Here is a 23,521-nt window from a genome sequence, read left to right as displayed (position 1 = left end):
AGCGAAACAACGGAGCCGCTCGCGGCGACGACCCGAAGGGCGAGCGAAGCGAGTCATCCTGCACGACCCACCAATGTAAAAAGGCGCCCTAAAGGCGCCTTTTTGCTATTCAGGCATCCCACAATTTCAATTCGTAAACCTGATGACATAGTCGGAGCTTGCTATGCAAGCAACTCTACGTTGGTGGAATTAGGCGTAAAATGACGCATCCTGCACATTAGGCGTAATACGTGTGACTTTTCCTCACCGTTCGGCTATTTTGTTTAGCATATAAAACAAATGATGCCGATTGCAGCGGGTTAAACGCTTTATATCGGTTTAAACGTTAAGCCTGTAAAACGAGATGGCCAGATGAGCGTGATGTTTGATCCTGAAACGGCGATATACCCTTTCCCACCGAAGCCAACGCCGTTAAGCATTGATGAAAAAGCGTATTATCGCGAGAAAATAAAACGTCTGTTGAAAGAACGTAATGCGGTGATGGTCGCCCACTACTATACCGATCCCGAAATTCAACAGCTGGCTGAAGAAACCGGTGGCTGTATTTCTGATTCTTTGGAAATGGCGCGCTTCGGTGCAAGGCATTCTGCTTCTACGCTTTTAGTCTCAGGAGTGAGATTTATGGGTGAAACCGCCAAAATTCTCAGCCCGGAAAAAACAATTCTGATGCCAACACTTAAGGCTGAATGTTCACTGGATCTCGGCTGCCCGATTGAAGAATTCAACGCATTTTGCGATGCCCATCCCGATCGTACAGTCGTCGTCTACGCTAACACTTCCGCTGCCGTGAAAGCGCGTGCAGATTGGGTGGTAACTTCAAGCATTGCCGTCGAACTCATTGATTATCTCGATAGTTTGGGGGAAAAAATCATCTGGGCACCAGACAAACATTTGGGGCGTTACGTGCAAAAACAGACAGGCGCAGACATCTTATGCTGGCAAGGTGCCTGCATCGTTCATGACGAGTTTAAGACTCAGGCGTTAATCCACTTACAAAAACAGTACCCTGATGCTGCCATACTGGTGCATCCGGAGTCACCACAAGCTATTGTCGATATGGCCGATGCTGTTGGTTCCACAAGTCAGTTGATTAACGCTGCAAAAACATTGCCGCATCAGCAACTGATTGTGGCGACTGACCGGGGCATTTTCTACAAAATGCAGCAAGCGGTGCCAGATAAAGAATTGCTGGAAGCGCCAACCGCTGGTGAGGGAGCAACCTGTCGAAGTTGCGCTCATTGCCCGTGGATGGCAATGAATGGCCTTCAAGCCATTGCAGAGGCCCTGGAACAGGGAGGAAGCAAACATGAGGTGCATGTTGACGAAAAGCTGCGAGAGAGGGCGCTGGTGCCGCTCAACCGCATGCTGGATTTTGCGGCTACACTACGTGGATAACTAACAATGAGGCGTCGCGCTACGCTTTGGGGGAAAGATGGATTTTTTTAGCACACAGAACATTCTGGTTCATATACCGATCGGTGCTGGCGGTTACGATCTCTCATGGATCGAAGCGGTAGGGACGATCGCTGGGTTACTGTGTATTGGCCTCGCCAGTATGGAGAAGATCAGCAACTACTTTTTTGGCCTGATCAACGTCACCCTGTTTGGCATTATTTTCTTTCAGATTCAACTGTATGCCAGCTTGTTGCTACAGGTATTTTTCTTTGCCGCCAATATTTACGGCTGGTATGCCTGGTCGCGACAAACCAGTCAACATGAAACCGAGTTGAAGATTCGCTGGTTGCCACTACCGAAGGCGTTAACCTGGCTCGCTGTTTGTGTCATTGCCATTGGCCTGATGACGGTATTTATCAACCCTGTATTTGCGTTCCTGACCCGTGTCGCGGTCATGATTATGCAAGCGTTGGGATTACAGGTGGCGATGCCAGAACTGCAACCGGATGCCTTCCCATTCTGGGATTCCTGCATGATGGTGTTATCCATCGTGGCAATGATTCTGATGACGCGCAAATACGTCGAAAACTGGTTGCTGTGGGTTATTATTAACGTAATTAGCGTGGTGATTTTCGCCTTGCAGGGCGTCTATGCCATGTCGCTGGAGTATCTGATCCTGACGTTTATTGCCCTTAACGGCAGCCGGATGTGGATCAACAGCGCACGCGAAAGAGGTTCGCGCGCGCTGTCCCATTAATGGTGATGGTGTGAATGGCCGGATACGCCTTGATTAAGGTGGCAATCCGGCCCATGACAAGGTTGATATTCCATCTGGATGGTGGCGTGCTCAATCTGATAGTGATCCATCAGATAGTGCTGGATCTTGTCTAACAGCGCGTCGTGATCGTGTGGCGGGATCACCTGCACATGCAACGTCATTACTGGCTTCTCGCCCACCATCCACACGTGTACATGGTGTACATTACGGACTTCCGGGATTTCCCGGCACATACGACGCTTCAGTTCAGCGATATCCAGCGATACCGGCGCACCTTCAAGTAATTCATTCACGCTGTCTTTCAATAACCGCCACGCGCTGCGCAGAACCAGAAGCGACACCAGTATTGAGAGAATGGGGTCAGCAGGTGTCCAGCCGGTCCAGATAATAATCAACGCGGCAACGATAGCACCAACCGAACCCAGCAGATCCCCGAGTACATGCAGTGCCGCTGCGCGCACGTTGAGGTTTTTCTCTTCACTGCCGTGATGAAGTAACCAGAAAGAGAGTATATTTGCCAGCAGCCCCGCCACAGCAATGACCATCATCATACCGCCCTCAACAGGACGCGGCGTGCGGAAACGTTCTATCGCCTCCCAGACAATCAAAATGGTAATTACTACCAGGGCAATGGCATTCACAAACGCCGCGAGTGTGGTCAACCTGAGCCAGCCGAAAGTGTGGCGAATGGTGGGGGGACGACGAGAAAATTGTACGGCAAGCAGAGCGAAGAGCAGGGCGGCTGTATCGGTCAACATATGTCCGGCATCAGCCAGCAATGCCAGGGAACCGGAAAGAAAACCGCCAATGACTTCTACCAGCATAAAACCGGCAGTCACGCCGAAAGCATACAACAGTCGACGAGCATTATTATCTTCTGGCAGGTGTGGGGAAGTGTGTGAGTGCGCCATGACGAGTCATCCCTTAATTTATCTCACTTAACTTTATGACATCATACTGCTTTTAGAAGGGAAAAATTAAAAAGGAGAGCCTCCGCTCTCCCATTATCAGCCATATACCCTGGCTTACTGCGTAGTACCGTCGGTTTTGGTATCGACATCATTGTTGATGCCATCACCGGTTTGGACCTTTTTATTGATGTCCGGGCAGCGACCGTCTTTGCACATGGTGTTTTTGTGCTCTTCGTCTTTGGTCATGCCGTCATTATTCATGGATGAACCATTCGGGTGCAGCATAGTCCCGCCCGAGTTGGTATTAACCCCGTTATTATCGACGTTATTTGGTGCGACATTTTCACGAGCGTCCGGGGCAACCTGGCCCGCATCTGCCGCTGCGTTTGCCTGGCCGTTATTGGTTTGCGCTCCGCTATCGGCAGCCAGCGCGGCACCGCTGGCAAGGCTTAAAGTGGCAGTCAGAAATAGTGTGGCCAGTTTTGTCATTTTCATAGGATGCTCCTGTTATGGTCGTTATGTCGGATAACCTCTTCCAACAGTGCATTTGCAGGTGAATATCAGGCAATGGATTAAGATTTCAGCCAGAAGAATAGATCCAGCAGAGAATCTTGAAAAAATTAATAAATAGAGAAGTTACAGTTAGAAATTGTAGGAGAGATCTCGTTTTCCGCGACAATCTGGCGTATTTCTTGCCGATTCCAGGATTATTCCGTCCATAGTGTAAAACCCCGTTTACACATTCTGACGGAAGATATAGATTGGAAGGATTGCATTCACCAAGATAAGTATGGCAACACTGGAACAGACATGAATTATCAGAACGACGATTTACGCATCAAAGAAATCAAAGAGTTACTTCCTCCTGTCGCACTGCTGGAAAAATTCCCTGCCACTGAAAATGCCGCGAATACGGTTGCCCATGCCCGAAAAGCGATCCATAAGATCCTGAAAGGTAATGATGATCGCCTGTTAGTGGTGATTGGCCCGTGTTCTATTCATGATCCCGTCGCGGCTAAAGAGTACGCCACTCGCTTGCTGGCGCTGCGTGATGAGCTGAAAGATGAGCTGGAAATCGTAATGCGCGTTTATTTTGAAAAGCCGCGTACAACGGTGGGCTGGAAAGGGCTGATCAACGATCCGCATATGGACAACAGCTTCCAGATCAACGACGGTTTGCGTATTGCCCGTAAATTGCTGCTCGATATTAACGACAGCGGCCTGCCAGCGGCTGGCGAATTTCTCGATATGATCACCCCTCAGTATCTCGCTGACCTGATGAGCTGGGGAGCAATTGGCGCGCGTACAACTGAATCGCAGGTACACCGCGAACTGGCGTCTGGTCTTTCTTGCCCGGTCGGCTTCAAAAATGGCACCGACGGTACGATTAAAGTGGCTATCGATGCCATTAATGCCGCCGGTGCGCCGCACTGCTTCCTGTCCGTAACTAAATGGGGGCATTCGGCGATTGTGAATACCAGCGGTAACGGCGATTGCCATATCATTCTGCGCGGTGGTAAAGAGCCTAACTACAGCGCGAAGCACGTTGCTGAAGTGAAAGAAGGGTTGAAAAAGGCGGGTCTGCCAGCTCAAGTGATGATCGATTTCAGCCATGCTAACTCGTCCAAACAGTTCAAAAAACAGATGGATGTATGTGCTGACGTTTGCCAGCAGATTGCCGGTGGCGAAACAGCCATTATTGGTGTGATGGTCGAAAGTCATCTGGTGGAAGGCAATCAGAGCCTCGAGAGCGGGGAACCGCTGGCCTATGGCAAGAGTATCACCGATGCCTGCATTGGCTGGGATGATACCGATGCTCTGTTACGCCAACTGGCGAACGCAGTAAAAGCGCGTCGCGGGTAATTTATAGTCGAATCGCCATGACTGTATGTTTGTAGGCATGATAAGACGCGCAGCGTCGCATCAGGCAATGTGCTCCATTATTAGCAACGACAAACAAAAAAAGCCGACTCACTTGCAGTCGGCTTTCTCATTTTTAAACGAATGACGTTTACTTCGCTTTACCCTGGTTAGCAACGGCCGCCGCTTTTGCCGCGATCTCGTCAGCATTACCCAGATAATAACGTTTCAGTGGTTTGAAGTTCTCGTCGAACTCATAAACCAGCGGCACACCAGTCGGGATATTCAGCTCAAGAATCTCTTCTTCGCTCATGTTATCGAGATATTTCACCAGCGCACGCAGGGAGTTACCGTGGGCAGCAATGATCACGCGCTCACCGCTCTTCATACGCGGCAGAATGGTTTCATTCCAGTAAGGGATCACGCGGTCAATAGTCAGCGCCAGGCTTTCCGTCAGCGGAAGCTCTTTCTCGCTCAGTTTTGCGTAACGCGGATCGTGGCCCGGATAACGCTCATCATCTTTAGTCAGCTCCGGCGGAGTCACCGCAAAACCACGACGCCACTGTTTCACCTGCTCGTCGCCATATTTTTCAGCGGTTTCCGCTTTGTTCAGCCCCTGCAACGCACCGTAATGACGTTCATTCAGTTTCCAGGATTTCTCAACGGGCAGCCATGCCTGATCCAGTTCGTCCAGCACGTTCCACAGGGTGTGGATAGCGCGTTTCAGCACAGAGGTGTAAGCAAAGTCAAAGCTGTAACCTTCCTCTTTCAGCAGCTTGCCTGCTGCTTTTGCTTCGCTTACGCCTTTCTCAGACAGATCCACGTCGTACCAACCGGTGAAACGGTTTTCTTTGTTCCACTGGCTTTCGCCATGACGAACCAGAACCAGCTTAGTTACAGCCATATACTTACTCCTCAAATCATTATTAAATGATAATAATTCTCATTATATTGCCGTTGTGAACGTACGGCAATGATTAGTTATAACAATAGCGAAAATGGAGATTCAATGTAAGTTAAGTGTAACTAATTGATTGCAACATGGTGTGAATTTGAGCAAATGACGATCAGGTGTCGCCCAGTAGAGTTCTCCATTCTGCTTAAGAAGTGATGCCATTCCAATTTCATCTGTAATAAAAATATATGGTATTAATTAATTCACAACATAAAAAATTTATTCAATAGCAAGGTGGAACAATGATGGAAATGTGAAAACAATCATATTTGAAGGTCAATGAAACATAATTCGAGACACTTATCGATAACCTGTTTACCCAGTGAGGATGTAAGCTAAACGTAATTTAGTACAAATAACGATCAGCAAACTGAACATTACATTAATATTCCTCATCACGGTGCAGTAGAGCGCGTACTGTTTTGAGCGATTGGTTGAGCACGACGTGTTGACTTCTGCACCGTTGCGTGAGGCGATTGCCGAAAGAGGATATCGGCTGGGATCGTTTCACGATATTTAACAAAATTGCGCCTCGATAGTGGGAGGTGCAGCGCTTATTCAGAAAAAAACTGATTTCGCCCCGTCATTTATTATGGCCCTCTGCTTTAATGGATTTATCTGCAAGAGGAATTTAATTGATTTTTGTGGTGAATTTTTTTTGATTCATTTACTCATAAGGTGAATAATATAAATTAAATATCAATTTATTTATTGATAAAGCTCAGGAAATAATCATATTTACATTGAATGAGACATGTTTTATTACCAGAAGCTCTGGTGAAAATGGTAAGCTATCCGTGAATAAGGCAGAGAATGCGACAAATCAGGTAGTAGACTCAGAAGTGAATTAATGGTGATGGGTAATTAAAATGGTGCGGTGATGATCGATTTTTTAGTATCTTTTATTATCTTGCTCTTCCTTATACTTCCGTCTTTTATTGTTTTTTGTTTGTTCTCTTGTCGTTATATGAAAATGATGCGAGCCATTTGTTTTACTGGTGCAGCTATTTTTTTTATTGTATGGGGATATACCTTTTTTCAGTTCGAGTATGGCATAACTCACCGGGGTATGGTAGTTCAGGGAACTATTATTGATCGCGATGACTGTACCAGCAGCACACCTCGTGGTTCAGTCGATAAAGGATATTGTGCCAGCGTTAGCTATCTGGATCATCATCTACAGCGGCATACTCTTTCTCTTCCATTCAGGAGAACGGATTACATCTACTTTAATCATGCTACCGTTGTCTATGATCGTGATAATCCGCAAATATGGCGTATTATTAGACTGGATGATAAAGCAATAAAAATTGATAAATCTAATTCAATATTATTAATATGGTCTATTGTTCTATTAATGTGGGGCGGAGTATTACAGCTTGTTATTGGTTCTCCCGTAGGGAAAAAATATCATGACGGCGATTTAATTAAGGATATTTCTTTACTTCTCTCATATATCTGGAGGAAAGTATTGTGTCGGTAATATTTCACCCTCGATTTTTGGTGTTATGCTTTATTTTAGCACTGGTATTTTTTGTCATGGGTATTTTTCAGGAATACCACTATAGCGATGGGTTAATTAACAATGGCGTCACAACGTCAGGTGTTATATTTGATCGTGAGTGCATTTCTCATAGACCGCCAGGACGCCATGATTATCATGCTAAAGCTCGTTACACAGATGAAGAAGGGAATAGTCATGTCATATATCTGGCCACGAGTGATACTGATTATGCTTACCATTCAGTGGTGACTATTGTGTATGACAGTGACAAACCTGATCATGCGAAAGTTATCAAATTAGATAATCATGATGTAAATATGGGGGATGGGCACCATATTGGCGAATGGACTATTGGCATGGCTCTTTTTATATGGAGTATATGCATTCACATTTTCAGGAAATGGCCTGCATCAGATAAAAATAATCGGAACGACTGAACGTAATATTGTGAGCTACAATAAAAGCGCCCTGAGGTGCTAATTGGGGCGCTTTAGAAAATATCATTACTCAGCAATAAACTGATATTCCGTCAGGCTGGAATACTCTTCGCCAGGACGCAGGAAGCAGTCCGGTTGCGGCCATTCAGGATGGTTTGGACTGTCCGGCAGAAACTCGCTTTCCAGCGCCAGACCTTGCCAGTCTGCGTAAGGTTCGATTCCCCGCGACGGCGTACCGCCGAGGAAGTTGCCGGAGTAAAATTGCAAAGCCGGAGCGGTGGTGTAGACCTTAAGCTGCAATTTCTCATCTGCTGACCAGACATGCGCCGCCACTTTCTTGCCATCACCTTTGGCCTGCAACAAGAACGCGTGATCGTAACCTTTGACTTTGCGCTGATCGTCATCGGCAAGAAACTCACTGGCGATGATTTTGGCGCTGCGGAAATCAAAAGACGTACCGGCAACAGATTTCAGGCCGTCGTGCGGAATGCCACCTTCATCAACTGGCAGATATTCGTCCGCCAGAATCTGCAGTTTGTGGTTACGCACATCAGACTGCTCGCCGTCGAGGTTGAAATAGACGTGATTAGTCATATTCACCGGGCAAGGTTTATCAACCGTGGCGCGATAGGTAATAGAGATACGGTTATCGTCGGTCAGACGATACTGCACCGTCGCGCCGAGATTGCCCGGAAAGCCCTGATCGCCATCTTCTGAACTCAGGGCAAACAGCACCTGACGATCGTTTTGGTTCACAATCTGCCAGCGACGTTTGTCGAACCCTTCCGGGCCGCCGTGCAACTGGTTAACGCCCTGACTTGGCGAAAGCGTCACGGTTTCACCGTCAAAGGTATAACGGCTATTGGCGATACGGTTAGCATAACGACCAATAGAGGCCCCCAGAAATGCGGCCTGATCCTGATAGCATTCCGGGCTGGCGCAGCCAAGCAGCGCCTCGCGGACGCTGCCATCGGAAAGCGGAATACGGGCTGAAAGTAAAGTCGCACCCCAGTCCATCAGCGTGACTACCATCCCTGCGTTGTTACGCAAAGTTAACAGTCGGTACGGCTGACCATCGGGTGCCAGTGCGGGAGTTTCGTTCAGCACTGTCCTGCTCCTTGTGATGGTTTACACACGTAAAAAGTCTCTTTAATGCCTGTTTTTGCTTCATATTGTTCAGCGACGGCTTGCTGTACAGCAGGCACCAGCTCTTCCGGGATCAGCGCGACGATACAGCCGCCAAATCCGCCACCGGTCATGCGTACGCCACCTTTGTCGCCAATCACAGCTTTTACGATTTCGACCAGAGTGTCAATTTGCGGCACGGTGATTTCGAAATCATCGCGCATAGAGGCATGAGACTCCGCCATTAACTCGCCCATACGCTGCAAATCACCTTTCTCCAGTGCGCTGGCAGCTTCAACGGTACGCGCGTTTTCGGTCAGGACGTGACGCACGCGTTTCGCTACGATCGGATCCAGTTCATGCGCTACGGCGTTGAATTCTTCAATGGTGACATCACGCAGGGCTGGCTGCTGGAAGAAACGCGCACCGGTTTCGCACTGTTCACGACGGGTGTTGTACTCACTGCCAACCAGGGTACGTTTAAAGTTACTGTTGATGATGACCACTGCCACACCTTTCGGCATGGAAACTGCTTTGGTCCCCAGAGAGCGGCAATCGATCAGCAAGGCATGATCTTTCTTGCCCAGGGCGGAAATTAGCTGATCCATGATCCCACAGTTACAGCCAACAAACTGATTTTCTGCTTCCTGACCGTTAAGCGCGATTTGTGCGCCGTCCAGCGGCAGATGGTAAAGCTGCTGCAATACGGTTCCGACCGCCACTTCCAGTGAAGCGGAAGAACTTAACCCGGCGCCCTGCGGCACGTTGCCGCTTATTACCATGTCCACGCCGCCGAAGCTGTTGTTACGCAGCTGCAGATGTTTCACTACGCCACGGACGTAGTTAGCCCATTGATAGTTTTCATGAGCAACAATGGGCGCATCAAGGGAAAACTCGTCAATCTGATTTTCATAATCAGCCGCCATCACGCGAACTTTACGGTCATCTCGTGGCGCGCAGCTAATCACGGTTTGATAATCAATCGCGCAGGGCAGAACGAAACCGTCGTTGTAGTCGGTGTGTTCACCAATCAAATTCACGCGGCCAGGCGCCTGAATGGTGTGAGTGGCAGGGTAGCCAAATGCGTTGGCAAACAGAGATTGTGTTTTTTCTTTCAGACTCATTTCTTACACTCCGGATTCGCGAAAATGGATATCGCTGACTGCGCGCAAACGCTCTGCTGCCTGTTCTGCGGTCAGGTCTCGCTGGGTCTCTGCCAGCATTTCATAACCAACCATAAATTTACGTACGCTGGCAGAGCGCAACAGAGGCGGATAAAAGTGCGCGTGCAGCTGCCAGTGTTGATTCTCTTCGCCATTAAATGGCGCACCGTGCCAGCCCATAGAGTAGGGGAAGGAGCACTGGAAGAGGTTGTCATAACGACTGGTCAGCTTTTTCAACGCCAACGCCAGATCGTTGCGCTGGGCGTCGGTCAAATCGGTGATCCGTAATACGTGGGCTTTGGGCAGCAGTAGCGTTTCGAACGGCCAGGCAGCCCAGTAAGGCACTACGGCTAACCAGTGTTCGGTTTCGACAACGGTACGGCTACCGTCTGCCAGCTCGCGCTGAACATAATCCACCAGCATTGGCGATTTCTGTTCGGCGAAATATTCTTTTTGCAGGCGATCTTCACGCTCGGCTTCGTTAGGCAGGAAACTGTTTGCCCAAACCTGACCGTGCGGATGCGGGTTAGAGCACCCCATCGCTGCACCTTTGTTTTCAAAGACCTGCACCCATGGGTATGTTTTTCCCAGCTCTGCGGTTTGCTCCTGCCAGGTTTTGACGATTTCTGTCAATGCGGCAACGCTTAACTCTGGCAGCGTTTTACTGTGATCCGGTGAAAAACAGATCACCCGACTGGTGCCACGCGCGCTCTGGCAACGCATCAGCGGATCGTTGCTTTCCGGGGCGTCTGGCGTGTCGGACATCAACGCCGCAAAGTCATTGGTAAAAACGTAAGTCCCGGTGTAATCGGGGTTTTTATCGCCTGTCACCCGCACATTACCTGCGCAGAGGAAGCAATCTGGATCGTGCGCAGGTAACACCTGTTTGGCTGGCGTTTCCTGCGCCCCCTGCCAGGGGCGCTTCGCGCGGTGCGGTGAAACCAGAATCCATTGCCCGGTGAGCGGGTTATAGCGGCGATGTGGATGATCAACGGGATTAAATTGCGTCATGGTCGTTCCTTAATCGGGATATCCCTGTGGATGGCGTGACTGCCAGTGCCAGGTGTCCTGCGCCATTTCATCGAGTGTGCGCGTTACGCGCCAGTTCAGTTCGCGATCGGCTTTGCTGGCGTCCGCCCAGTAGGCCGGAAGGTCGCCCTCGCGACGCGGTGCAAAATGATAATTAACCGGTTTGCCGCAAGCTTTGCTGAAGGCATTAACCACGTCCAGCACGCTGCTGCCTACGCCTGCACCGAGGTTGTAGATGTGTACGCCTGGCTTGTTCGCCAGTTTTTCCATCGCCACGACGTGACCGTCTGCCAGGTCCATTACGTGGATGTAATCGCGCACGCCAGTACCGTCTTCGGTTGGATAATCGTTACCAAAAATAGCCAGAGAGTCGCGACGGCCTACGGCAACCTGGGCAATGTACGGCATCAGGTTATTCGGAATGCCCTGCGGATCTTCGCCCATATCACCCGACGGATGCGCGCCAACCGGGTTGAAGTAGCGCAGCAGGGCAATGCTCCAGTCCGGCTGGGCTTTTTGCAGGTCGGTGAGGATCTGTTCCACCATCAGCTTGCTTTTGCCGTAAGGGCTTTGCGGCGTGCCGGTAGGGAAGCTTTCAACGTAAGGAATTTTGGGCTGATCGCCATAAACGGTGGCGGAGGAGCTGAAGATAAAGTTTTTGACGTTAGCGGCGCGCATGGCGCTAATCAGACGCAGAGTACCGTTAACGTTGTTGTCGTAATATTCCAGCGGTTTTTGTACTGACTCTCCAACGGCTTTCAGCCCGGCGAAGTGGATCACGGTGTCGATAGCGTGATCGTGCAGGATCTCGGTCATCAACGCTTCGTTACGGATATCGCCTTCAACAAACGTTGGATGTTTGCCGCCTAAACGCTCGATAACAGGCAGTACGCTGCGCTTACTGTTACAGAGGTTATCAAGAATGATGACATCATGACCGTTTTGCAGTAATTGCACACAGGTATGACTTCCAATGTAACCGCTACCACCGGTAACCAGAACTCTCATAATTCGCTCCATTAGGCTTATGGTATGAAATAACCATAGCATAACAAAGATGCGAAAAGTGTGACATGGAATAAATTAGTGGAATCGTTTACACAAGAATTTAGCCATTTTTTATGCGCGAATAAACGATTATAAAACAGAGGGGTTGTGAATGATTGCGCTTTTTATCTGAAAAAAAGTTGCGTTTTCATGCCTGGATGCGTCTAACGGTGTGCCGGATAAGGCGTTTACGCCGCATCCGGCACATTCAGCATTACAGTCTTAGTTTATTTTTGTCAGCGCATAACGATAGAGGTCACCGTCCGGCACGAACTCCAGACGATGGGTAATACAGGCAGGCGCGTCTTGTGCGTGGTGCGAAACAAACAGTAATTGCGTTTCACCTTCGCTAATTAACACATCAACAAATCTGCGGATAAGCTGGCGATTCAGCGGATCAAGCCCCTGTAAAGGTTCATCGAGAATAAGCAATGTGGGATGCTTCACCAGTGCGCGGACGATCAGCGCCAGACGTTGCTGCCCCCAGGAAAGACTGTGGAAAGGGGCGTCAGCCGTGCGTTTGTCAATGCCGAGAATATCCAGCCACTGCTGCACCAGCTTTTGCTGACGATCCGAAACGGCCTGATAAATACCAATCGAATCAAAATATCCGGAAAGGATAACGTTCCGCACCGTAGTGCTGACCCGGTAATCCAGATGCAAACTACTGCTGACATAACCGATATGTTTTTTGATATCCCAGATGGTTTCACCGCTGCCGCGACGTCGACCAAACAGCGTTAAATCGTTGCTGTATCCCTGTGGATGATCGCCAGTGATAAGGCTTAATAACGTTGATTTTCCCGCACCATTTGGCCCAACAATTTGCCAGTGTTCGCCAGGGTTCACCTGCCAGCTAAGGTTGTTAAGAATGGGGCGATCGTTATAAGAAACCACACCATTGTTCAGCACAATGCGCGGTTCGTTGGCGGGTAATGCATGACGTGCTGAAGGTTCATCCGGTTCCGGTAGTTGTACGCCATCCAGCCGTTCACTGTGCGCCAGTTGTGCAACGAGTGCCTGCTGGAGTAGTTCCTCTTTAGCGCCTGTTTCCGCTAACGTGCAATCCGCCAGTACACCAGCAAACTGGACAAATTCTGGGATCTCATCGAAGCGATTGAGCACCAGCACCAGGGTAATACCGGACTGATGTAACGAGGCGAGTAATTCTGCCAGTTGCTGACGTGAGGCAACGTCAAGACCATCGAACGGTTCGTCAAGAATTAACAACTCAGGATCTGACATCAGCGCCTGACACAGCAGAGTTTTACGCGTCTCGCCAGTGGAAAGATATTTAAAGCGTCGGTCGAGAAGGGCGGTAATGCCGAACTGCTGCGCCAGCTGCGCGCAACGCTGTGCATCCTTAACTTCATCCTGAATGATCTCAGCCGTGGTGCGCCCGGTGTCATCTTCGCCAGGACTAAGCATATCGGTATTATTGCGCTGCCACTCGTCGCTGACGAGTTTTTGCAATTGCTCGAAGGAGAGACGAGTGATGTGGGAAAACTGGCTTTGCCGTTCACCTTTCAAGAGCGGAAGTTCCCCTGCCAACGCACGAGCCAGCGCCGACTTGCCGCTACCGTTAGAACCGACAAACGCCCAACTATCACCCGCGTTTAAATTTAGCTGAGACAATTGCAGCGTTTTTGTGTCGCTAAGACGAAACGTGCCTTGCAAAATTTGCAACGATGACATTATGTATCCCATTTTTTGCAGCGATTACTGACAGGGATACGTGTTTCATAACAAATTGTCAACACACTTAGCAAAGCGTGGCGATAATCACGCTGTCGGCGTTAAAGTAAGCCGTGACATTTTGCCCTTGTTCAAGAGAAGCCGCTTCATTTACCGGCACCGTGGCGCACAGGGTTTGCCCGTCAGGTAACGCCATTAATACTTCGCACTGTTCTGCGCCGCGCTCTATATGGCGAATAATGCCCGGCAATTGGTTGTCGGCACCCTGGGCTACAGTGTCATCCAGGGTAATGTTCACCCACGGCGCTTTCAGCAGAATCAACACTTCTTTGCCTTCATCCAGCCCCAGACGCGCGCCACTTTGCGCGGTAATCGCGACTTTTAACCGTGTTTTGCCGTCGGCCAGTAAGACATCAACATGTTGTTGAATGTCATCATGATCGCGGGCGGTGATGGTGCCGAACCACTGATTACGGGCGCTGGTTTGCAGCGAGAAACGTGAGATAGCTGCCAGCAGGCTGTTCAGCGGCAGGGCGTCATCGTCACTTAACACATCAAAGGCTTTTTGCTGGATCTGGGCGAGCAGCTCGTAAAGCTGAATCAGTCGTTGACCATAGCGAGTCAACATCGCGCCGCCGCCACCTTTTCCGCCTGTTGCGCGTTCAACCAGGGTATGCTCGCTTAACTGATTCATTTCGTTAATGGCATCCCAGGCGCTTTTATAGCTAATACCGGCATCTTTCGCCCCCTGGCTGATGGAACCGGAAAGCGCAATGTGTTTTAGTAGTGAAATGCGGCGTGGGTCAGCAAAGAGCTTTTGTTGAAGCTTAAGAGTGAGAAGGATTTCGGCCTGCATAACAATGTCCCGACAAAAATCTTATTGTGACGGAAAATGAACGCCACGCAAAGCTGACCGCACAAAAGGGGAGTGCTTTTCTGTGCTTAACGGTTAGAATAGTCACAGGACTACATCTGGAGTTGACCATGTTAGAGTTATTAAAAAGTCTGGTATTCGCCGTAATCATGGTACCTGTCGTGATGGCCATCATCCTGGGGCTGATTTACGGTCTTGGTGAAGTATTCAACATCTTTTCTGGTGTTGGTAAAAAAGACCAGCCCAGACAAAATCATTGATTCCCTGAATGCCCGCTTTCGCGGGCGTTTTCTTTTTTCTCAACTTCCTGCTTTTCCTGCCGATATTTTTTCTATCTACCTCTCAAAGGTTAACAATAACAGCTGGGAAAATTCTGAACTTACCGTTATATTGACGCCTACATAACGTTATATAAAGGGGTTACACATGGCGCGTAAATGGTTAAATCTGTTTGCCGGAGCGGCACTCTCTTTCACTGTTGCTGGCAATGCGTTGGCGGATGAAGGGAAAATCACGGTTTTTGCGGCGGCATCGCTGACGAACGCAATGCAGGACATTGCTACGCAGTATAAAAAAGAGAAAGGCGTGGACGTCGTTTCTTCTTTCGCCTCGTCTTCTACCCTGGCCCGTCAGATTGAAGCTGGTGCGCCTGCGGATCTGTTTATTTCTGCCGATCAGAAATGGATGGATTATGCAGTTGATAAAAAAGCGATCGATACGGCTTCGCGGCAGACACTGCTCGGCAATAGCCTGGTCGTTGTAGCACCGAAAGCCAGCGAGCAGAAAGATTTCACCATCGACAGCAAAACTAACTGGACTACTCTGCTGAATGGCGGTCGTCTGGCGGTTGGCGATCCGGAACATGTCCCGGCTGGTATTTATGCGAAAGAAGCACTGCAAAAACTGGGGGCATGGGATACGCTCTCTCCAAAACTGGCCCCAGCGGAAGATGTGCGTGGGGCACTGGCGCTGGTCGAACGTAACGAAGCTCCTCTGGGCATTGTCTACGGTTCTGACGCAGTTGCCAGCAAAGGGGTAAAAGTGGTCGCCACCTTCCCGGAAGATTCGCATAAAAAAGTAGAATATCCCGTTGCTGTCGTGGAAGGGCATAACAACGCCACGGTGAAAGCATTTTATGATTATTTGAAAGGGCCGCAGGCAGCGGAAATCTTTAAACGTTACGGATTTACAACTAAGTAATGATACTGACCGATCCAGAATGGCAGGCGGTTTTACTGAGCCTGAAAGTTTCTTCCCTGGCTGTGCTGTTTAGCCTGCCGTTTGGGATCTTTTTTGCCTGGTTACTGGTGCGTTGCACGTTTCCGGGCAAAGCTCTGCTCGACAGCGTACTGCATCTACCGCTGGTGTTACCGCCAGTGGTCGTCGGTTACTTGCTGTTAGTTTCGATGGGACGGCGCGGATTTATCGGTGAACGTCTGTATGACTGGTTTGGCATTACCTTCGCGTTTAGCTGGCGTGGCGCCGTTCTCGCTGCCGCGGTCATGTCTTTTCCGCTGATGGTGCGGGCGATTCGTCTGGCGCTGGAAGGGGTTGATGTCAAACTGGAACAGGCCGCAAGAACGTTGGGGGCCGGGCGCTGGCGCGTTTTCTTTACTATCACGTTACCGCTGACGTTGCCGGGAATTATCGTCGGCACGGTACTGGCTTTCGCACGTTCGCTCGGTGAGTTTGGCGCAACCATCACCTTTGTTTCTAACATTCCTGGCGAAACGCGAACCATTCCTTCTGCCATGTATACCCTGATCCAGACCCCTGGCGGGGAAAGTGGCGCGGCGAGACTGTGTATCATCTCTATTGCGCTGGCGATGATCTCCCTGTTGATTTCAGAATGGCTGGCGAGAGTCAGTCGTGAACGGGCGGGGCGCTAATCATGCTGGAATTGAATTTTTCGCAGACCCTGGGTAACCATTGCCTGACCATTAATGAAACCCTGCCCGCCAATGGCATCACCGCTATATTTGGCGTCTCCGGTGCCGGAAAAACCTCGCTGATTAACGCCATCAGTGGCCTGACGCGCCCGCAAAACGGGCGGATTGTTCTCAATGGTCGGGTATTATATGACGCCGAAAAACGTGTCTGTCTGACGCCTGAAAAACGCCGTGTTGGCTATGTTTTTCAGGATGCGCGACTGTTCCCGCATTACAAAGTGCGCGGCAATCTGCGCTACGGCATGGCGAAAAGTATGGTCGATCAGTTTGATAAGCTGGTGGCGCTTTTAGGTATTGAACCGTTGCTTGACCGTTTACCTGGGAGTCTTTCCGGGGGCGAAAAACAGCGTGTGGCAATTGGTCGGGCATTGCTGACGGCACCGGAATTATTATTGCTGGATGAACCACTGGCGTCGCTGGATCTTCCGCGAAAACGCGAGCTATTGCCTTATCTACAACGGTTGACGCGGGAAATCAACATTCCGATGCTGTATGTCAGTCATTCGCTGGATGAGATCCTCCATCTGGCGGACAAAGTGATGGTACTGGAAAACGGCCAGGTGAAAGCGTTTGGTGCGCTGGAAGAAGTGTGGGGCAGTAGCGTGATGAATCCGTGGCTGCCGAAAGAGCAACAAAGCAGCATTCTGAAAGTAACGGTACTGGAACATCATCCGCGTTACGCGATGACCGCGCTGGCGCTGGGCGATCAACATTTGTGGGTTAATAAGCTGGATGAACCGCTACAAGCCGCGCTACGCATCCGCATCCAGGCTTCCGATGTTTCTTTGGTTTTACAACCGCCGCAACAAACCAGCATCCGCAATGTACTGCGCGCAAAAGTCGTTAATAGCTATGACGACAACGGTCAGGTGGAAGTGGAACTGGAAGTCGGCGGTAAAACGCTGTGGGCGCGAATAAGCCCGTGGGCCAGGGATGAACTGGCAATCAAACCTGGCCTGTGGCTATACGCGCAAATTAAAAGTGTGTCGATAACCGCCTGATTAAATCAGGTGGCTATAAATAAACTGGGCGATGCTGTCGGTGGTGTTGTCACCAATCACGATATTGGCGCGCGCTTTTACCGCGTCATCGGCGTTGCCCATCGCTACGCCCGTTCCGGCAGCTTCCAGCATACTGATATCATTGAAGTTATCGCCGAATGCTACTACGTTTTCCATCGACCAGCCTTGCGCCTCAACCCATTTCGTCAGGCGTTTGCCTTTACTGTTGCCGCCGCGCGCAATATCAACCTGATCGTGCCAGGACCATTCACACTCCAGACCCAACTCATGTTCAACATGCTTACCAAAATGCTGTAACTGCGGCAGGTCATCGTGCGTCAAAGCGAACTTCCACACGGCGTTAACTTGTTGCGCTGTTTCAGCCAGAGAAGCGACTTGTGTGAACGTCGGGCGCTGTTCCGGCGGCAAAGTCTGTGCCCAGTTAGAAGTGCGAATGACATGTCCGGTCGGATGCTCATAAACCATCGCATCATCCACATACATCAGACCGTGAATGTGGTGTTCATTCAGCATCTCAATGAGTTGCAGGGCTTTGTTAACGGGCATTGGATCAGCTTCCAGCACGGTTTTTGCATGATAATCATACAAATAGGTGCCATTACAGCAAATAGCAGGTGTATCCAGCGCCAGCGCCTGATAAAAAGGATGAATAGCGACGTGATGGCGACCCGTGACGATAATCAATTGGTAACCTGCTTCTCGAGCGCGGGCAAGCGCTTCAATCGATGAGGGAAGCAGAGTTTTTTTGGGTGTCAATAAGGTGCCGTCTAAGTCGAGAGCAATCACGCGTGTGGTCATGGCGTTTTCCAGATTAAGGTTAAGAATTTTCGTCTGCGCGAATGGTACACCGATACCACTATTGGACAAAATTCTGAGTTTTAATTCAGCATTCACCGCCAAAAGCGACTAATTTTAGCTGTTAAAGTCAGTTGCTAAATGCAAAGGAGCATTCATGAAGCAAACAGTTTATATCGCCAGCCCTGAGAGCCAGCAAATTCACGTCTGGAGCCTGAATCATGAAGGCGTGTTGACGCTGACACAGGTTGTGGATGTGCCGGGGCAGGTGCAGCCGATGGTGGTCAGCCCGGATAAACGTTATCTCTATGTAGGCGTTCGCCCGGAGTTTCGTGTTCTTGCATATCGTATTGCACCGGACGATGGCGCGCTGACATTCGCCGCTGAGTCGGCGCTGCCAGGTAGCCCGACGCATATTTCCACCGATCATCAGGGGCAATTTGTCTTTGTCGGCTCTTATAATGCGGGCAATGTAAGCGTAACGCGACTGGAAGATGGCCTGCCTGTGGGCGTCGTCGATGTGGTTGAGGGACTGGACGGCTGTCATTCCGCCAATATTTCACCGGATAACCGCACCCTGTGGGTTCCGGCATTAAAGCAAGATCGCATTTGCCTGTTTACGGTCAGCGATGACGGTCATCTGGTGGCGCAGGACCCTGCGGAAGTGACTACCGTTGAAGGGGCCGGCCCGCGCCATATGGTGTTCCATCCAAACGAACAATATGCTTACTGTGTCAATGAGTTAAACAGTTCAGTGGATGTCTGGGAGCTGAAAGATCCACACGGCAATATCGAATGTGTACAGACGCTGGATATGATGCCGGAAAATTTCTCCGACACCCGTTGGGCAGCTGATATTCATATCACTCCGGATGGTCGCCATTTGTATGCCTGCGACCGTACAGCCAGCCTGATTACCGTTTTCAGCGTTTCAGAAGATGGCAGCGTATTGAGTAAAGAAGGCTTCCAGCCAACGGAAACCCAGCCGCGCGGCTTCAATGTTGATCACAGTGGCAAGTATCTGATTGCCGCCGGGCAAAAATCTCACCACATCTCGGTATACGAAATTGTTGGCGAGCAGGGGCTACTGCATGAAAAAGGCCGCTATGCGGTCGGGCAGGGACCAATGTGGGTGGTGGTTAACGCGCATTAACCGCTGATTTACCCGGCGCTGAATCTCCTGCGCCGGGAGTATTAACTCATCTCCTGTAACGCATGTCTCTGGCGTTCGACGATATTGGTCCACAAATTGTCTTTATCGTCAGTCCACAAATTGATCAGCAAGGCAAAAAAGCGTTCTGCTGCCGGAGAAAGCATGGCATCTTTGCGGCGAATAATCCCCAATGTCCGACGTATAACGGGTTCCACCAGCGGAATACCAATAATCGAAGAATAGGGCGCATGGGGCATTGCAAGGCCCGGTAGCGCAGAAATTCCCAGCCCCGCCTCTACCAGCCCTAACGACGTCGAAAGATGGCGCACTTCGTAAAACCAGTCCAGCTTCCAGGGTTTGTTGGCCAGCTGTTGTTCTATCAACAGTCGGTTGCCGCTGGAGGAGCGTACGCCAATCATTTTGTAACCCACTAGCTCCTGCCATTCCACCAGCTGCTTTTTGGCTAATGGATGGTCACGCCGACAGGCCAGCACGAACGGCTCATTGACCAGTGGGGTAAAATCTATCGATGAATTTGTGACGTTGTTCATGTTTATGCCAAAGTCAGATTCGTTGCAGAGCACCGACTCCATGCAATTATTCGTGCCTTGTTCCAGAATTCGCACTTTAATATTGGGATACAGCTCATTAAATTTGCCGATTGCCAATGGCAAAAAATAAAATACCGCGGTTGGAATGCACGCTAAAGTTACCATTCCACGATGATAAGTATTCATGTCGCGAATATTAAAAAGCGTTTCATCGAATTTTTTTATTAATTCCCGCGCCTCCGGGAGCAACATTTTTCCCGCTTTTGTTAAAGTAACCTTGCGAGTTGTGCGCTCAAAGAGTTGGATATGTAAATCCTCTTCCATCTTTTTTATTCTGCGTGTTAATGCAGGTTGCGTAATATTAAGTAATTTGGCGGCATTGTTAAATGAACTGGACTCTGCCAGCATGACAAATGCTTTCATACTTGATAACTCATGCTTCATTATTACTCCGGAAAATGGAAGCGGTGCGTTTTAGTGATTTGCAGTTAAACAGTTTAACTGCAATTTAATCACTTAAATTAATGAAAAAATGTTATTAATCGTGGCGCTAAAGTCATTAGAGATGCTTTGCCCTTAATGTAACCATATCGCAATAAGTTATGTTTTTAAATTGAGGGCATTATTATGAAAAAAATACCCTGCGTGATGATGCGAGGTGGAACCTCGAGGGGCGCGTTCCTGTTAGCGGAACACTTACCCGATGATCAAACGCAGCGCGATAAAATATTGATGGCAATTATGGGTTCCGGTAACGATCTGGAAATTGACGGTATCGGTGGCGGTAATCCGCTGACCAGTAAAGTCGCCATTATTAGCCGTTCCAGCGATCCGCATGCTGATGTCGATTATCTGTTTGCTCAAGTTATCGTCCATGAGCAACGTGTCGATACCACGCCTAACTGCGGCAATATGCTGTCTGGGGTTGGGGCATTTGCTATCGAAAATGGCCTGATCGCTGCGACATCACCAATCACCCGCGTACGTATCCGCAACGTTAATACAGGCACGTTCATCGAAGCTGATGTGCAAACGCCAAATGGTGTTGTCGAGTACGAGGGGAGCGCGAGAATCGACGGTGTGCCAGGAACTGCCGCACCGGTCGCGCTCACTTTCCTGAATGCTGCCGGAACCAAAACCGGAAAAGTTTTTCCGACCGATAAACAGATCGATTATTTTGACGATGTCCCGGTGACTTGTATCGATATGGCGATGCCAGTTGTCATTATTCCGGCTGAATATCTGGGAAAAACAGGCTATGAATTACCGGCGGAACTGGATGCCGACAAATCATTATTAGCCCGCATCGAATCTATCCGTCTACAAGCGGGTAAAGCTATGGGCTTAGGTGATGTCAGTAATATGGTGATCCCTAAACCTGTGCTTATTTCTCCAGCGCAGAAAGGTGGGGCAATTAATGTGCGTTATTTTATGCCGCATTCTTGCCATCGCGCGCTGGCGATAACCGGTGCTATTGCCATTTCCAGTAGTTGTGCGCTGGAAGGCACCGTTACCCGACAAATTGTTCCTTCTGTAGGATACGGCAATATTAATATTGAACACCCCAGTGGTGCGCTTGACGTTCATTTAAGTAATGAAGGTCAGGATGCCGCAACGTTACGTGCATCTGTTATTCGAACGACCAGAAAAATATTTTCCGGTGAAGTTTATCTTCCCTGAAAAATTTCGTTGTCGTGATAAGGATATTCAATAAAGGACTTCTGTATGAGTCATACAGAAAGAACAGGATTTTAAATGAACAAGAAATCGTTATGGAAGCTAATTCTGATATTAGCGATCCCATGTATTATTGGCGTTATACCCGCTCCGGCAGGGTTAAGCGAACTGGCATGGGTACTTTTTGGTATCTACCTGGCGGCGATTGTGGGGCTGGTTATCAAGCCTTTCCCGGAACCAGTCGTACTGTTAATTGCCGTTGCTGCCTCAATGGTGGTGGTCGGTAACTTATCCGACGGTGCGTTTAAAACCACCGCCGTATTAAGCGGTTACTCTTCAGGTACCACCTGGCTGGTATTCTCGGCGTTCACCTTAAGCGCCGCGTTTGTGACCACCGGTTTAGGTAAACGTATTGCCTATCTGCTGATTGGTAAAATAGGTAGCACTACCCTGGGGCTGGGTTACGTTACGGTATTCCTTGATCTGGTACTCGCTCCGGCAACACCGTCTAACACCGCGCGTGCGGGCGGCATTGTGTTACCGATCATCAACAGCGTGGCGGTGGCTTTGGGGTCAGAACCGGAAAAAAGCCCGCGTCGTGTCGGACATTACCTGATGATGTCCATTTACATGGTCACCAAAACCACCAGCTACATGTTCTTTACTGCAATGGCGGGGAACATTCTGGCGCTGAAAATGATCAACGACATTCTGCACCTGCAAATTAGCTGGGGGGGATGGGCGTTGGCTGCTGGTTTACCGGGCATCATTATGCTGCTGGTCACTCCGCTGGTCATTTACACCATGTATCCGCCAGAAATTAAAAAGGTGGATAACAAAACTATCGCTAAAGCCGGTCTTGCTGAACTCGGGCCGATGAAAATCCGCGAAAAAATGCTGCTCGGTGTCTTTGTGCTGGCGCTGTTGGGCTGGATTTTCAGTAAGTCTCTGGGGGTTGATGAATCCACCGTGGCAATCGTTGTTATGGCGACCATGCTGCTGCTGGGTATTGTGACCTGGGAAGACGTGGTTAAAAATAAAGGCGGCTGGAATACCTTAATCTGGTACGGCGGTATTATCGGCTTAAGCTCATTATTATCGAAAGTTAAATTCTTCGAATGGTTAGCTGAAGTCTTTAAAAATAACCTGGCATTTGATGGTCACGGTAACGTTGCCTTCTTCGTCATTATTTTCCTTAGCATCATCGTACGTTATTTCTTCGCTTCCGGTAGTGCCTATATCGTTGCTATGTTACCTGTATTTGCCATGCTGGCGAACGTCTCCGGCGCACCGTTAATGTTAACCGCGTTGGCGCTGCTGTTCTCCAACTCCTACGGCGGTATGGTCACTCACTACGGTGGTGCAGCAGGCCCGGTCATCTTTGGTGTGGGTTATAACGATATTAAATCCTGGTGGTTGGTCGGTGCGGTACTGACGATATTAACCTTCCTGGTGCATATCACCCTCGGTGTATGGTGGTGGAATATGCTGATCGGCTGGAACATGCTGTAAATATACTCGTCATACTTCAAGTTGCATGTGCTGCGTCTGCGTTCGCTCACCCCAGTCACTTACTTATGTAAGTGACTGGGGATTCACTC

23 protein-coding genes and 1 pseudogene are annotated in these 23,521 nt (G+C 49.5%); 13 read left to right on the top strand and 11 right to left on the bottom strand.

Annotation, left to right across the window (positions count from 1 at the left end; genetic code table 11):
• The first annotated feature begins 351 nt into the window (after positions 1–351).
• Together nadA and pnuC are read left to right on the top strand one after the other, a co-directional pair.
• Entirely contained in the window at positions 352–1,395 is a 1,044-nt protein-coding gene (gene nadA / locus H9644_RS17415) for a quinolinate synthase NadA (RefSeq protein ID WP_064530608.1), read from the top strand.
• A gap of 37 nt (positions 1,396–1,432) precedes the next feature.
• Positions 1,433–2,152 carry a nicotinamide riboside transporter PnuC gene (pnuC, locus tag H9644_RS17410; RefSeq protein ID WP_191775639.1) on the top strand — a complete coding sequence of 240 codons (720 nt, stop codon included), beginning with the start codon at positions 1,433–1,435 and terminating at the stop codon, positions 2,150–2,152.
• On the opposite strand, the gene zitB is transcribed toward pnuC, so the two are convergent.
• Both zitB and H9644_RS17400 read right to left on the bottom strand, forming a co-directional pair.
• The gene (gene zitB, locus H9644_RS17405) at positions 2,149–3,084 is read right to left on the bottom strand and encodes a CDF family zinc transporter ZitB (protein ID WP_191775636.1); all 936 of its coding nucleotides are present in this window, start codon (positions 3,082–3,084) and stop codon (positions 2,149–2,151) included. The genes pnuC and zitB overlap by 4 nt on opposite strands.
• 114 nt (positions 3,085–3,198) lie before the next feature.
• A complete protein-coding gene (locus H9644_RS17400; RefSeq protein ID WP_064530615.1) occupies positions 3,199–3,579 on the bottom strand; it encodes a YbgS-like family protein in 381 nt (126 codons plus the stop codon).
• 315 nt (positions 3,580–3,894) lie between these two features.
• Here H9644_RS17400 and aroG point away from each other — a divergent pair, with 315 nt between their 5' ends.
• The gene (aroG, locus tag H9644_RS17395) at positions 3,895–4,947 is read left to right on the top strand and encodes a 3-deoxy-7-phosphoheptulonate synthase AroG (RefSeq protein WP_064530617.1); all 1,053 of its coding nucleotides are present in this window, start codon (positions 3,895–3,897) and stop codon (positions 4,945–4,947) included.
• Positions 4,948–5,095: 148 nt separating this feature from the next.
• Here aroG and gpmA read toward each other — a convergent pair whose 3' ends face one another.
• On the bottom strand, positions 5,096–5,848 hold the full coding sequence (gene gpmA / locus H9644_RS17390; RefSeq protein ID WP_001295305.1) for a 2,3-diphosphoglycerate-dependent phosphoglycerate mutase: 753 nt from the start codon (positions 5,846–5,848) through the stop codon (positions 5,096–5,098).
• A 460-nt stretch (positions 5,849–6,308) separates the two neighbouring features.
• On the opposite strand from gpmA, the pseudogene H9644_RS21645 reads away from it, so the two are divergent.
• The 3 genes and pseudogenes from H9644_RS21645 to H9644_RS17380 all read left to right on the top strand — a co-directional run.
• A pseudogene (locus tag H9644_RS21645) lies at positions 6,309–6,419 on the top strand (chitin disaccharide deacetylase); the annotation flags it as partial.
• Between the two features lie 360 nt (positions 6,420–6,779).
• Positions 6,780–7,382 carry a hypothetical protein gene (locus tag H9644_RS17385; protein WP_191775634.1) on the top strand — a complete coding sequence of 201 codons (603 nt, stop codon included), beginning with the start codon at positions 6,780–6,782 and terminating at the stop codon, positions 7,380–7,382.
• Positions 7,373–7,840, top strand: a complete 468-nt coding sequence (locus tag H9644_RS17380; RefSeq protein WP_191775632.1) for a DUF3592 domain-containing protein — start codon at positions 7,373–7,375, stop codon at positions 7,838–7,840. The genes H9644_RS17385 and H9644_RS17380 overlap by 10 nt, the downstream gene beginning before the upstream one ends.
• Before the next feature lie 66 nt (positions 7,841–7,906).
• On the opposite strand, the gene galM is transcribed toward H9644_RS17380, so the two are convergent.
• From galM to modE, 6 genes are all read right to left on the bottom strand, one after another.
• Complete coding sequence (gene galM, locus H9644_RS17375; protein ID WP_191775629.1) at positions 7,907–8,947, bottom strand: galactose-1-epimerase; 1,041 nt, start codon at positions 8,945–8,947, stop codon at positions 7,907–7,909.
• Positions 8,941–10,089, bottom strand: a complete 1,149-nt coding sequence (galK, locus tag H9644_RS17370) for a galactokinase (RefSeq protein ID WP_064530624.1) — start codon at positions 10,087–10,089, stop codon at positions 8,941–8,943. The genes galM and galK overlap by 7 nt, the downstream gene beginning before the upstream one ends.
• 3 nt (positions 10,090–10,092) lie before the next feature.
• Positions 10,093–11,139: a galactose-1-phosphate uridylyltransferase gene (gene galT, locus H9644_RS17365; protein WP_064530626.1), complete on the bottom strand. Its 1,047-nt coding sequence runs from the start codon at positions 11,137–11,139 to the stop codon at positions 10,093–10,095.
• A 9-nt stretch (positions 11,140–11,148) separates the two neighbouring features.
• Positions 11,149–12,165: a UDP-glucose 4-epimerase GalE gene (gene galE, locus H9644_RS17360; protein ID WP_001265443.1), complete on the bottom strand. Its 1,017-nt coding sequence runs from the start codon at positions 12,163–12,165 to the stop codon at positions 11,149–11,151.
• A gap of 261 nt (positions 12,166–12,426) precedes the next feature.
• Positions 12,427–13,899: a molybdate ABC transporter ATP-binding protein ModF gene (modF, locus tag H9644_RS17355; RefSeq protein ID WP_191775627.1), complete on the bottom strand. Its 1,473-nt coding sequence runs from the start codon at positions 13,897–13,899 to the stop codon at positions 12,427–12,429.
• A 67-nt stretch (positions 13,900–13,966) separates the two neighbouring features.
• A complete protein-coding gene (gene modE, locus H9644_RS17350; protein WP_064530630.1) occupies positions 13,967–14,755 on the bottom strand; it encodes a molybdenum-dependent transcriptional regulator in 789 nt (262 codons plus the stop codon).
• 128 nt (positions 14,756–14,883) lie between these two features.
• Here modE and acrZ point away from each other — a divergent pair, with 128 nt between their 5' ends.
• The 4 genes from acrZ to modC all read left to right on the top strand — a co-directional run bounded on the left by acrZ (position 14,884) and on the right by modC (position 17,723).
• Positions 14,884–15,033, top strand: a complete 150-nt coding sequence (gene acrZ / locus H9644_RS17345) for a multidrug efflux pump accessory protein AcrZ (protein WP_047623924.1) — start codon at positions 14,884–14,886, stop codon at positions 15,031–15,033.
• A 166-nt stretch (positions 15,034–15,199) separates the two neighbouring features.
• Positions 15,200–15,973: a molybdate ABC transporter substrate-binding protein gene (gene modA, locus H9644_RS17340; protein ID WP_105289584.1), complete on the top strand. Its 774-nt coding sequence runs from the start codon at positions 15,200–15,202 to the stop codon at positions 15,971–15,973.
• Positions 15,973–16,662 (top strand): molybdate ABC transporter permease subunit, encoded by a 690-nt coding sequence (gene modB, locus H9644_RS17335; protein WP_064530634.1) that lies wholly within the window; start codon positions 15,973–15,975, stop codon positions 16,660–16,662. The genes modA and modB overlap by 1 nt, the downstream gene beginning before the upstream one ends.
• Positions 16,663–16,664: 2 nt before the next feature.
• The gene (modC, locus tag H9644_RS17330) at positions 16,665–17,723 is read left to right on the top strand and encodes a molybdenum ABC transporter ATP-binding protein ModC (RefSeq protein ID WP_064530636.1); all 1,059 of its coding nucleotides are present in this window, start codon (positions 16,665–16,667) and stop codon (positions 17,721–17,723) included.
• Here modC and ybhA read toward each other — a convergent pair whose 3' ends face one another.
• Positions 17,724–18,542, bottom strand: coding sequence for a bifunctional pyridoxal phosphate/fructose-1,6-bisphosphate phosphatase (gene ybhA / locus H9644_RS17325; protein ID WP_000213425.1), 819 nt, complete (start codon positions 18,540–18,542; stop codon positions 17,724–17,726).
• A 154-nt stretch (positions 18,543–18,696) separates the two neighbouring features.
• Here ybhA and pgl point away from each other — a divergent pair, with 154 nt between their 5' ends.
• Positions 18,697–19,692 (top strand): 6-phosphogluconolactonase, encoded by a 996-nt coding sequence (gene pgl, locus H9644_RS17320; RefSeq protein ID WP_191775625.1) that lies wholly within the window; start codon positions 18,697–18,699, stop codon positions 19,690–19,692.
• Between the two features lie 41 nt (positions 19,693–19,733).
• Here the strand turns inward: pgl and H9644_RS17315 are convergent, their stop codons facing one another.
• A complete protein-coding gene (locus tag H9644_RS17315; RefSeq protein WP_064530641.1) occupies positions 19,734–20,687 on the bottom strand; it encodes a LysR family transcriptional regulator in 954 nt (317 codons plus the stop codon).
• A gap of 183 nt (positions 20,688–20,870) precedes the next feature.
• On the opposite strand from H9644_RS17315, the gene H9644_RS17310 reads away from it, so the two are divergent.
• Positions 20,871–21,923 carry a 4-oxalomesaconate tautomerase gene (locus tag H9644_RS17310; protein WP_191775622.1) on the top strand — a complete coding sequence of 351 codons (1,053 nt, stop codon included), beginning with the start codon at positions 20,871–20,873 and terminating at the stop codon, positions 21,921–21,923.
• 75 nt (positions 21,924–21,998) lie between these two features.
• Entirely contained in the window at positions 21,999–23,432 is a 1,434-nt protein-coding gene (locus H9644_RS17305) for an anion permease (RefSeq protein WP_064530645.1), read from the top strand.
• The last annotated feature ends 89 nt before the right edge of the window (positions 23,433–23,521 follow it).

Source organism: Escherichia whittamii, assembly GCF_014836715.1.
GTDB lineage: Bacteria > Pseudomonadota > Gammaproteobacteria > Enterobacterales > Enterobacteriaceae > Escherichia > Escherichia whittamii.
Note: the sequence above shows the minus strand (reverse complement) of the source record. Positions and strands in the feature narration are given on the sequence as shown.

Bases quoted from the DNA above. Each gene is read 5' to 3' on its own strand.
- acrZ (WP_047623924.1), top strand. From the start codon at position 14,884: ATGTTAGAGTTATTAAAAAGTCTGGTATTCGCCGTAATCATGGTACCT.
- nadA (WP_064530608.1), top strand. From the start codon at position 352: ATGAGCGTGATGTTTGATCCTGAAACGGCGATATACCCTTTCCCACCG.
- H9644_RS17305 (WP_064530645.1), top strand. From the start codon at position 21,999: ATGAACAAGAAATCGTTATGGAAGCTAATTCTGATATTAGCGATCCCA.
- galK (WP_064530624.1), bottom strand. From the start codon at position 10,089: ATGAGTCTGAAAGAAAAAACACAATCTCTGTTTGCCAACGCATTTGGC.
- H9644_RS17310 (WP_191775622.1), top strand. From the start codon at position 20,871: ATGAAAAAAATACCCTGCGTGATGATGCGAGGTGGAACCTCGAGGGGC.
- H9644_RS17315 (WP_064530641.1), bottom strand. From the start codon at position 20,687: ATGAAGCATGAGTTATCAAGTATGAAAGCATTTGTCATGCTGGCAGAG.
- zitB (WP_191775636.1), bottom strand. From the start codon at position 3,084: ATGGCGCACTCACACACTTCCCCACACCTGCCAGAAGATAATAATGCT.
- modB (WP_064530634.1), top strand. From the start codon at position 15,973: ATGATACTGACCGATCCAGAATGGCAGGCGGTTTTACTGAGCCTGAAA.
- gpmA (WP_001295305.1), bottom strand. From the start codon at position 5,848: ATGGCTGTAACTAAGCTGGTTCTGGTTCGTCATGGCGAAAGCCAGTGG.
- H9644_RS17385 (WP_191775634.1), top strand. From the start codon at position 6,780: ATGATCGATTTTTTAGTATCTTTTATTATCTTGCTCTTCCTTATACTT.
- galT (WP_064530626.1), bottom strand. From the start codon at position 11,139: ATGACGCAATTTAATCCCGTTGATCATCCACATCGCCGCTATAACCCG.
- modA (WP_105289584.1), top strand. From the start codon at position 15,200: ATGGCGCGTAAATGGTTAAATCTGTTTGCCGGAGCGGCACTCTCTTTC.
- modE (WP_064530630.1), bottom strand. From the start codon at position 14,755: ATGCAGGCCGAAATCCTTCTCACTCTTAAGCTTCAACAAAAGCTCTTT.
- galE (WP_001265443.1), bottom strand. From the start codon at position 12,165: ATGAGAGTTCTGGTTACCGGTGGTAGCGGTTACATTGGAAGTCATACC.
- aroG (WP_064530617.1), top strand. From the start codon at position 3,895: ATGAATTATCAGAACGACGATTTACGCATCAAAGAAATCAAAGAGTTA.
- modC (WP_064530636.1), top strand. From the start codon at position 16,665: ATGCTGGAATTGAATTTTTCGCAGACCCTGGGTAACCATTGCCTGACC.
- ybhA (WP_000213425.1), bottom strand. From the start codon at position 18,542: ATGACCACACGCGTGATTGCTCTCGACTTAGACGGCACCTTATTGACA.
- pnuC (WP_191775639.1), top strand. From the start codon at position 1,433: ATGGATTTTTTTAGCACACAGAACATTCTGGTTCATATACCGATCGGT.
- H9644_RS17400 (WP_064530615.1), bottom strand. From the start codon at position 3,579: ATGAAAATGACAAAACTGGCCACACTATTTCTGACTGCCACTTTAAGC.
- pgl (WP_191775625.1), top strand. From the start codon at position 18,697: ATGAAGCAAACAGTTTATATCGCCAGCCCTGAGAGCCAGCAAATTCAC.
- modF (WP_191775627.1), bottom strand. From the start codon at position 13,899: ATGTCATCGTTGCAAATTTTGCAAGGCACGTTTCGTCTTAGCGACACA.